Origin of the sequence: Pantoea sp. CTOTU50773, from assembly GCF_032082325.1 — a bacterium.
Taxonomy (GTDB): domain Bacteria; phylum Pseudomonadota; class Gammaproteobacteria; order Enterobacterales; family Enterobacteriaceae; genus Pantoea; species Pantoea communis.
The window spans coordinates 1-9,634 of sequence record NZ_DAMDQC010000163.1 but is presented as its reverse complement, the minus strand read 5'-3'; the positions used below and the strand labels follow the sequence as shown (position 1 = coordinate 9,634).

Below are 9,634 nucleotides of genomic sequence, written 5' to 3'. Positions count from 1 at the left end.
CGGTACTAAATTCAAGATGGAAAACAAAATCGTACGTGTTCCTTACGTACCAGTAGATAAAGAAAACCTGTTTCAGTTTGTGAAGTAATACGTACCGGGCGCGGCAGCACGCCGCGCCTTATTGCATCTGACCCACGTTTTATTTAGCCAGGTAAATTATGGCCAGTGAGAATCCGACCGCACAGCGTGAATATCTGCTGGAGATGACGAATGTCTCGAAATCATTTCCAGGGGTGAAAGCCTTAGATAATGTGAATTTGAAAGTGCGGCCGCACTCCGTCCATGCCTTAATGGGCGAAAACGGCGCCGGAAAATCCACATTATTAAAATGCCTGTTTGGTATTTATAAAAAGGATACGGGGAGCATCCTGTTTCAGGGTGAAGAAATTGATTATAAAAGTTCCAAAGAAGCGCTGGAGAATGGCGTTTCAATGGTGCATCAGGAATTAAACCTGGTTTTACAACGCAACGTGATGGATAACATGTGGCTTGGCCGCTATCCACGTAAAGGCGTGTTTGTTGATCAGGATAAAATGTATCGCGATACCAAAGCGATCTTTGACGAATTAGATATTGATATCGATCCACGCGATAAAGTGGCTAATCTGTCTGTTTCGCAAATGCAGATGATTGAAATTGCCAAGGCATTTTCCTATGACGCGAAAATCGTCATCATGGATGAGCCAACATCGTCGCTGACCGAAAAAGAAGTGAATCACTTGTTCACTATTATCCGTAAGCTGAAAGATCGTGGCTGCGGTATTGTTTATATCTCACACAAGATGGAAGAGATTTTCCAACTGTGTGATGAGATTACGATTTTGCGTGATGGACAGTGGATTGCCACCCAGCCGCTGGAAGGGCTGGATATGGACAAGATCATCGCCATGATGGTCGGTCGTTCACTGAACCAGCGTTTCCCGGATAAGACCAACGTGCCGGGCGAAACTATTCTTGAGGTGCGTCATTTAACCTCGCTGCGTCAGCCGTCGATTCGCGATATTTCCTTCGACCTGCGCAAAGGTGAGATTTTAGGCATCGCCGGATTGGTGGGCGCTAAACGTACTGACATCGTTGAGACTTTATTTGGTATTCGCGAGAAGTCAGGCGGTACCATTAAGCTGCACGGTAAAGCGATTAATAACCACAGTGCCAATGAAGCGATTAACCACGGCTTTGCGCTGGTAACGGAAGAGCGTCGTTCAACCGGGATTTATGCTTATCTGGATATTGGTTTTAACTCGCTTATTTCCAATATTAAAAAATACAAATCCAGCATGGGCTTGCTTGATAATAAGCGCATGAAGAGTGATACCCAGTGGGTGATTGATTCAATGCGCGTGAAAACGCCAGGTCATCATACGCAAATTGGTTCGCTTTCCGGTGGTAACCAGCAGAAGGTTATTATTGGTCGCTGGTTATTAACTCAGCCGGAAATTCTGATGCTGGATGAACCGACGCGCGGTATTGACGTTGGTGCTAAGTTCGAAATTTATCAGTTAATTTCTGAGTTGGCGAAGAAAGAGAAGGGCATCATTATTATCTCTTCTGAAATGCCAGAATTGCTGGGAATTACCGATCGTATTTTAGTGATGAGTAATGGCCTGGTAGCGGGCATTGTCGAGACCAAAACGACCTCGCAGAATGAAATCCTGCGTTTAGCGTCATTACACCTTTAATGAAGCAAGGGCTTTAACATGAAAGCGACTACTAAAAAGAATGCGCTAACCTGGTTAAAAGAGGGCGGCATTTACGTTGTCCTGTTGGTACTGCTGGCAATTATTATTTTCCAGGACCCGACGTTTTTAAGTTTGATGAACCTGAGTAACATTCTGACCCAATCTTCAGTGCGTATTATTATTGCACTGGGCGTGGCCGGATTGATCGTGACGCAGGGTACTGACCTGTCAGCCGGGCGCCAGGTCGGTCTGGCCGCGGTGGTTGCGGCGACCTTGCTGCAATCCATGGATAACGCCAATAAGGTGTTCCCGCACCTGGATACCGTACCGATTCCACTGGTTATCCTGACCGTGTGCATTATCGGTGGTGTGATTGGCCTGGTGAACGGCGTGATCATCGCTTATCTGAAAGTGACGCCATTTATCACCACGTTGGGCACCATGATTATCGTTTACGGCATTAACTCGCTGTATTACGACTTTGTTGGCGCATCACCGGTGGCCGGTTTTGACGCGGGCTTCTCGACCTTTGCTCAGGGCTTCTTCCGTTTCGGTGATTTCAAGCTGTCATTCATCACCTTCTACGCGTTTATTGCCATTATTTTTGTCTGGATTCTGTGGAACAAAACGCGCTTCGGTAAAAACATTTTTGCCATCGGCGGTAACCCGGAAGCCGCGCGTGTTTCAGGTGTTAACGTGCCGCTGAACCTGATTCTGGTGTATGCGCTGTCAGGCGTGTTCTACGCCTTCGGCGGGATGCTGGAAGCGGGCCGCATCGGCAGTGCCACCAACAACCTCGGCTTTATGTATGAGCTGGATGCGATTGCGGCCTGTGTGGTCGGCGGCGTGTCATTTGCGGGTGGTGTGGGTACAGTTGCGGGCGTGGTGACCGGTGTGATCATCTTCACCGTTATCAACTACGGTTTGACCTACATCGGCGTGAACCCTTACTGGCAGTACATTATCAAGGGCGGCATTATCATCTTCGCTGTAGCCCTGGATTCACTGAAGTACGCACGTAAAAAATAAGACTGACACACAGCAACACATCACTGCAAAAGGCTGCCATTTTATAAATGGTGGCCTTTTTTATTTGTGCAAACTGCGAAGGGCGAAGGGCGAAGGGCGGGTGCGGTGTGGGCTCAAAGCACCTCTGCTGCTGCCGGGCAGTCCTCGCGCCGCTGACGCGGTGCCCTCGGCTTACACGTCGTGCCGACGGAACGTTCGGGGATCGACCATCCCTGGCCGGCCCCGAACTGATCCACGCATCCCTGCGTGGATCTCCTGGCCCAACGTAAAAGCCTCAGCGCTGCGGATAGCCCTTGCATCAGCAGAGGTGCTTTGGCCTCAAACGTTGTGCCCGTTTTTTCAAAAATATGCGGCTTCTGCGAATACTTCTTTCAGCGGTGAAGGGACATGGCTTCAAACATCGAGCCCGTTTTCTGAACGGATATTGTACTTTTTGCAGATGGCTTTTGTGGTGGAAAAGAGCGGAAGCAACATCGTTGTGCCTGTCTTGATACCAAATGCACGGCATCCGAGCACAGCCTTACAGCTATTCGGCTATGGTCTGACGCTGTGTGCTCTTTTTTAACAGCACGCAATTAAGCTCAATAGCAGGCTGGTGCCGCTTTGGGGGCAGGCTTTTCGCAGCGCTGAACAGAGTGAGGATGCCAGGATAGCCCGCAGGGATGCGGGCGGAAGGCGGGGCGGCACATGGATGTGCCATCCCGCCGTTCCGTAAGGCAGACGAACGGCGTGAAGGCACCGCGTCAGCGGCGCGAGGACCGCCAGCCCCCAAAGCGGCACCAGACAGCGTTATAACAGTAACCTAAAGCGACACCAGACAGCGTTATAACAGTAACCTGAGGCGATACCCGACAGCGTTATAACAGTAAACTGAAGCAGCACCAGACAGCGTCACCACAACAACCAAGCGACACCAGATGGCATCAACGCAATATTTTCAGGTAGCGTTACTTCTGCAGCTTCTCTTCCAAATCCAGCAACTGCTCTGGCGTCACCGCCGGATAACTCTGTGCATCTTCCGGCACTTCATGCACCGCCGGAATCGGCACCAGCGGGCCGAGGAAACGAGGTTCACGTTTCATCAGATACAAATCGGCTAATGCGCCTAAACGAGCACCAACCTCGCGGAAACGCACCGACAGCATATTTTTCGGAGACGGAACCGCATAACACTGCGCCTGAATTCCCAGATGTTGGGCGATATACAGCGCGCGCTCACAGTGGAAGCGTTGTGTGATGATGATGAAATCATTGGTATCGAACACTTTGCGGGTGCGTACAATCGAGTCCAGCGTACGGAATCCGGCATAGTCGAGCACGATATCGGCAGGATCGACACCGGCTTTGATCAAATCGCGGCGCATGGTCATCGGTTCGTTATAACTTTGCAGCGCGTTGTCACCACTCAACAGCAGATAATTCACCTTGCCGCTGTTATACGCGTTAAGCGCACCTTGAATGCGATAAAGGTAATACTGATTGATCACGCCGGTGCGGTAATACTTGGCGGTGCCTAAGACCACCCCGACCTGACGATGCGGTAGCGAGGTGACATCTTCATAAATAAACGGGGCAGTTTTCCAGCTGATCCAGCGATCCAGGCCGAGCGCGGTCGCCACCATCAATAAGATGATGAAAAACAGACCAAAGAAAACGCGTTTAATCATGCGCGTAAGCACTCGGTTGGCGGAAAAAAGGATGGCTAAAGGCTACTTGAGGTGGGGGCGCTAAGCAAGTTTACGCCGGTTGGCTGGCGATATTTTAAGCGCAGCCGGTACTGAATTTACCGGCTGCGCTGCCTGCTTAGATAGACGTGCGGCGATAATGACGATACTGCGGCAGCCAGAAGTTGTTGTTAACGGCTTTTGACAGCACGTCTTCTGAGGTCACAACGGCCACGCCAGCCAACTGCGCTGCTTTACCCACTTCCATAGCGATCAGCTTCGAAACGCCCTGAATGTGTTTCAATTCTGGCAGCACCGGGCCTTCGCCATCGTTCACCAGCGGTGAGCAGTCAGCCAGGGCGCGGCTGGCGGTCATCAGCATCGGATCGGTGATGCGGGTGGCACCGGCGGCAATCACACCCAAACCAATACCTGGGAAGATATAGGAGTTGTTGCACTGGGCAATCGGGTAGGATTTACCCTTCCAGGTTACCGGTGCAAATGGGCTGCCAGTCGAGACCAGCGCTTCACCGTCGGTCCAGGAGATGATATCTGCTGGGGTGGCTTCAACGCGTGAGGTTGGGTTTGACAGCGGCATCACGATCGGACGCTTAGTGTGCTTGTGCATCTCGCGGATGATCTCTTCGGTGAACAGCCCCGGCTGACCTGACACGCCAATCAGAATGTCTGGCTTCGCGTTGCGCACCACATCCAGCAGTGAAATAGAATCGCTGGTCACATCCCAGTCCTTCAGGTTTTCACTCTTCTGCACCAGTTTGCCCTGGAAATCGAGCAAATTAGGCAGTTTGTCGGTCAACAGACCAAAGCGATCGACCATCATCACGCGGGAACGTGCTTCGTCGTCGCTCAGACCTTCAGATTTCATCTGCGCGATGATCTGCTCAGCGATACCGCAACCGGCGGAACCGGCGCCGAGGAACACCACTTTCTGCTCGCACAGACGGCTGCCCGCTGCACGGCTGGCGGCGATCAGGGTGCCAACGGTAACGGCGGCAGTGCCCTGAATGTCATCGTTAAAGCAGCACACCTCATCGCGGTAACGCTCCAGCAGCGGCATAGCGTTCTTTTGTGCAAAGTCTTCAAACTGCAGCAGCACATTTGGCCAGCGGCGTTTCACTGCCTGGATAAATTCATCAACGAAGGCTTCGTACTCTTCGCCGGTGATACGCGGATGGCGCCAGCCCATATACAGCGGGTCATTCAGCAACTGCTGATTGTTGGTACCGACATCCAGCACCACGGGCAGGGTATACGCCGGGCTGATCCCGCCACACGCGGTGTACAGCGACAGCTTACCGATTGGGATACCCATACCGCCGATGCCGAGATCGCCGAGGCCGAGAATACGCTCGCCATCGGTCACCACGATCACTTTCACGTTCTGCTTAGTGGCGTTTTGCAGCATGTCTTCAATGCGATCGCGATTGTTATAAGAGATGAACACACCGCGCGCACGACGATAAATTTCAGAGAAGTGTTCACAGGCCGCGCCGACGGTTGGGGTATAAATAATCGGCATCATCTCTTCCAGATGATTATCCAGCAGGCGGTAGAACAGCGTTTCGTTGGTGTCCTGAATGTTGCGCAGATAGACGTGCTTGTCGTTATTGTTTTTGAAATCCAGGAACTGACGCCAGGCACGCTCGGCCTGCTCTTCGATGGTTTCAACGGCTTCGGGTAACAGGCCATTGAGGTTAAATTCGTTGCGTTCTTCCAGGGTGAAGGCGCTGCCTTTGTTCAGCAGCGGAAATTCCAGCAGAATCGGACCCGCGTAAGGAATATACAGCGGACGTTTACTTTCGTATTCGAGTTCCATGCAGTCTTTGCTCCGGTTGCAGTGTTTTCTGACGTGTCACCGGGAAAAGGTAACGCCAGACCTGTTTCTTGTGAAGTAGTTCTGGCGCCCAATCCTATGAGGATTCTTGCGGATGTACAGCTTTTGTTAATAGAAAGTCACAAAAGCGATGAAAGGATCACTAAACTGATGTTTTCGAAACTAAAGTAAGTGAGAAATCTTCACAGCCCAGTGCCGCCAGCGTAGCGTGCGTGGCATCGCGCTGGCTTAACGTACTACCTTCACATTCGACTAATACTGCCTGTTTAATCGTATCCAGCGCTTCATTACGCATGTTCATCATAATCAGCGCTGCCTGCAATGGCGGCAAACTTGGATTGAAAGCGGCGTTTTCTGCATAGCGACCGGTGAAGAGGTTACCGCTCTGGCTGCGCAGGGCCACACCACTGTAGCTGTGACTGTAGGGCGCATGACTGTTGTTCGCCGCCTCAATCGCCGCTTGCTGTAAGGCATCACCTTGCGCAGCGAAGCCGTGATGAATCGGTGTCAGCAGACGTTCCGTGATATTCAGATCGGCGGGGCCAAACGCATCCGGCAGATAATCGCCCAATGTACTCACTGCACGACCTGGCAGACTGATGCGGATAGCCGTGCCGCTGTTAAGCTCGTTCATAAACTGACGGCAGTGGCCGCAAGGCGTGTAATTGACGGTGATGGCATCCAGTTTCTCTTCGCCGTGCAGCCAGGCATGAGTAATGGCGCTTTGCTCCGCATGCACGGTTTGCTGCAGCGGCGCATGTTCGAATTCCATATTGGCACCGAAATACCAGTGACCACTCACTCCGCGTGAAATCGCACCCACATTGAAGTGAGACACCGGTGCCACCGCACAGCAGGCGGCAATCGGCAGCAGTGCCAGCGCCAGGGCATCATCATCCAGCCCCGTTTCCTGCTTCAGGCGCGCCACGTCTTGCGGGCGCAGTACGCCGTCAAAATCAGCTGCATCCAGCAAGGGATGAATCGCAGTTTGCAAGTCAGCGGGCAGGGCGGAGAAAGCAGCAGTAAATCGTGGATGCATGATGTGATGACCTCATTAACGCGTTAGCGGCGATGCGCCGCCTATGGGGTTATATGTGATCTGTGTCGCTATGACAATGTAAGCTGATTGAGTTGTTTCAACTTTGCGAGATCTCTCGCAAGTTTTAGCCCAACCAGTGCATCAGCAGCGGGAAAAGGAAGGGGGCCAGCAGCGATGTGATAATGCCGCAAATCACTAATGCCAAAGAGCTAAATGCTCCTTCCTGATAATCGATCTCTGCCGCGCGCGCCGTGCCTAAGGCATGCGATGCGTTGCCAATCGCCAGGCCGCGTGAAGACTTGCTGTGCACCTTAAACAGATTCAGCAGCATATGGCCGAACACTGCGCCGAGCACGCCGGCAATCAACACACAGATGGCGCTGATGGCGGGAATACCGTGCAGCGAACCGGATACTGCCATGGCAATAGGCGTGGTGACGGATTTCGGCATAATCGTCGCGGCAATTTCTGGCGTAGCTCCCATCCATAGCGCAATAGCGGTGCCGGAGACCATCGCGGTGATGCTGCCAATAAAACAGACGCTGATGATGGTTTTCCAGCGCGCGCGAATCTGATGCATCTGCTCATACAGCGGCAATGCGAGCGCGACCACCGCAGGTTGCAGCAGCTGATTAAGGAAGGTGCTGCCGGCAAAATAGCGGGTATAAGGGATATGGGTGAGCAGCAGGATCGGAATCACAATCGCCATCGCCACCAACAGCGGATTGATGATCGAGATATTGATTTTGGCTGCCAGCTTACGCGCCAGCAGATACGCCACCACGGTGAGCGGCAGTGACCACCAGGCGTCAGTCATGAGGATGCTCCTTCGGGCGCTGCAAACGTTCGGCGCTCAGGCCAACGATTAACAGCACCATAAAGGTACTTACCACGCAGGAGACGACAATCGGTCCAAACTGCGCGCTCAGGATATCGGTATAACCCATCACGCCGACACTGATCGGGACAAACAGCAGCGCCATATAACGTATCAGCAAATGACAGCCCGGTTTCACCCAACCGACCGGCAGGATTTGCAGCGCCAGCAAGGTAAACAGCAGCAGCATGCCGATAATGCTGCCCGGAATGGTAAACGGCAGCAGGGCTGCAATACCGTTTCCGGCATAGAGCGCGGCATAGATAATCACAAAGGCACGCAAATAGTGCCAGCAAGCAGTTAGCACGACAGGCTCCACAACAGAGGGTCGATAAAAAAGCCGCCCTGAAGGCGGCTTGTTCAATTACTTCACCTGCATTCCAGGCTGTGCACCGCTATCAACGGACAACACAAACAGATCTGAACCGCCGGAACCGGCTGACAGCACCATGCCTTCTGAGATGCCGAAACGCATCTTACGCGGTGCCAGGTTAGCGACAATGATGGTCATCTTGCCGACCAGCACTGACGGATCCGGATAGGCCGCGCGAATGCCCGAGAAGATCTGGCGCTTCTCGCCGCCAAGATCCAGTTCCAGACGCAGCAGCTTGTCAGATCCTTCAACCAGCTCGGCTTTCTCGATCAGTGCTACACGCATATCAACTTTAGCGAAATCGTCGATAGTGATGGCTTCGCCAATCGGCGCATCCGCCAGAGGGCCGGTTACTGCTGGCTTGTTCGCCGCAGCTGCATCTTCTTTAGATGCTTCAATCAGGCCTTCAACTTTGGCCATTTCGATACGGCCATACAAGGCTTTGAAAGGCGCCACATCGTGATCCAGCAGCGGCTGTGCAATCGCATCCCAGCTCAGTTCCGTATTAAGGAAGGCTTCGGTACGCGCGCTCAGTGAAGGTAGCACCGGCTTCAGCCAGGTCATCAGAATGCGGAACAGGTTGATACCCATTGAGCAGATCGCTTGCAGGTCAGCATCTCGGCCTTCCTGTTTCGCCACCACCCACGGTGCCTGCTCATCCACATAGCGGTTAGCGATATCCGCCAGCGCCATGATTTCACGAATCGCGCGGTTGTACTCGCGGCTCGCCCAGGCTTCACCAATCTTCTCTGAGGCATCGACAAAGGTCTGATACAGCGCCGGATCGGCCAGCTCGCTCGCCAGTTTGCCGCCAAAACGCTTAGTGATGAATCCAGCATTACGGGACGCGAGGTTCACCACCTTGTTGACGATATCGGCATTCACGCGCTGCACGAAATCTTCCAGGTTCAGGTCGATGTCATCGATGCGTGAAGAGAGTTTCGCTGCGTAGTAATAACGCAGGCTGTCCGCATCCAGATGCTGCAGCCAGGTGCTGGCCTTAATGAAGGTGCCGCGTGATTTGGACATCTTCGCGCCGTTCACCGTCACATAACCGTGCACAAACAGGTTGGTCGGCTTGCGGAAGTTGCTGCCTTCCAGCATTGCTGGCCAGAACA

Annotated in this window: 8 protein-coding genes; 2 read left to right on the top strand and 6 right to left on the bottom strand. The window is 52.8% G+C overall.

The window, feature by feature from the left end; all coding sequences use genetic code 11:
• The first annotated feature begins 158 nt into the window (after nucleotides 1-158).
• Together mglA and mglC are read left to right on the top strand one after the other, a co-directional pair.
• Nucleotides 159-1,679 (top strand): galactose/methyl galactoside ABC transporter ATP-binding protein MglA, encoded by a 1,521-nt coding sequence (gene mglA / locus RT340_RS19355; RefSeq protein ID WP_034824907.1) that lies wholly within the window; start codon nucleotides 159-161, stop codon nucleotides 1,677-1,679.
• A gap of 18 nt (nucleotides 1,680-1,697) precedes the next feature.
• Entirely contained in the window at nucleotides 1,698-2,708 is a 1,011-nt protein-coding gene (gene mglC, locus RT340_RS19350; RefSeq protein ID WP_034824905.1) for a galactose/methyl galactoside ABC transporter permease MglC, read from the top strand.
• Between the two features lie 947 nt (nucleotides 2,709-3,655).
• Here the strand turns inward: mglC and sanA are convergent.
• The 6 genes from sanA to metG form a co-directional block, all read right to left on the bottom strand.
• The gene (gene sanA / locus RT340_RS19345) at nucleotides 3,656-4,375 is read right to left on the bottom strand and encodes an outer membrane permeability protein SanA (protein WP_034824903.1); all 720 of its coding nucleotides are present in this window, start codon (nucleotides 4,373-4,375) and stop codon (nucleotides 3,656-3,658) included.
• A 136-nt stretch (nucleotides 4,376-4,511) separates the two neighbouring features.
• Entirely contained in the window at nucleotides 4,512-6,209 is a 1,698-nt protein-coding gene (locus tag RT340_RS19340; protein WP_313377522.1) for an NAD-dependent malic enzyme, read from the bottom strand.
• Between the two features lie 160 nt (nucleotides 6,210-6,369).
• Nucleotides 6,370-7,266: a cytidine deaminase gene (cdd, locus tag RT340_RS19335; RefSeq protein ID WP_211728231.1), complete on the bottom strand. Its 897-nt coding sequence runs from the start codon at nucleotides 7,264-7,266 to the stop codon at nucleotides 6,370-6,372.
• 124 nt (nucleotides 7,267-7,390) lie between these two features.
• Nucleotides 7,391-8,083 carry a CidB/LrgB family autolysis modulator gene (locus RT340_RS19330; protein WP_097116618.1) on the bottom strand — a complete coding sequence of 231 codons (693 nt, stop codon included), beginning with the start codon at nucleotides 8,081-8,083 and terminating at the stop codon, nucleotides 7,391-7,393.
• On the bottom strand, nucleotides 8,076-8,450 hold the full coding sequence (locus tag RT340_RS19325) for a CidA/LrgA family protein (protein WP_097116619.1): 375 nt from the start codon (nucleotides 8,448-8,450) through the stop codon (nucleotides 8,076-8,078). The genes RT340_RS19330 and RT340_RS19325 overlap by 8 nt, the downstream gene beginning before the upstream one ends.
• A 57-nt stretch (nucleotides 8,451-8,507) precedes the next feature.
• Nucleotides 8,508-9,634: methionine--tRNA ligase subunit beta (gene metG / locus RT340_RS19320; protein ID WP_313377521.1), on the bottom strand; the 1,127-nt coding region annotated here is incomplete at its 5' end.

Bases quoted from the DNA above. Each gene is read 5' to 3' on its own strand.
- mglA (WP_034824907.1), top strand. From the start codon at position 159: ATGGCCAGTGAGAATCCGACCGCACAGCGTGAATATCTGCTGGAGATG.
- mglC (WP_034824905.1), top strand. From the start codon at position 1,698: ATGAAAGCGACTACTAAAAAGAATGCGCTAACCTGGTTAAAAGAGGGC.
- sanA (WP_034824903.1), bottom strand. From the start codon at position 4,375: ATGATTAAACGCGTTTTCTTTGGTCTGTTTTTCATCATCTTATTGATG.
- RT340_RS19340 (WP_313377522.1), bottom strand. From the start codon at position 6,209: ATGGAACTCGAATACGAAAGTAAACGTCCGCTGTATATTCCTTACGCG.
- cdd (WP_211728231.1), bottom strand. From the start codon at position 7,266: ATGCATCCACGATTTACTGCTGCTTTCTCCGCCCTGCCCGCTGACTTG.
- RT340_RS19330 (WP_097116618.1), bottom strand. From the start codon at position 8,083: ATGACTGACGCCTGGTGGTCACTGCCGCTCACCGTGGTGGCGTATCTG.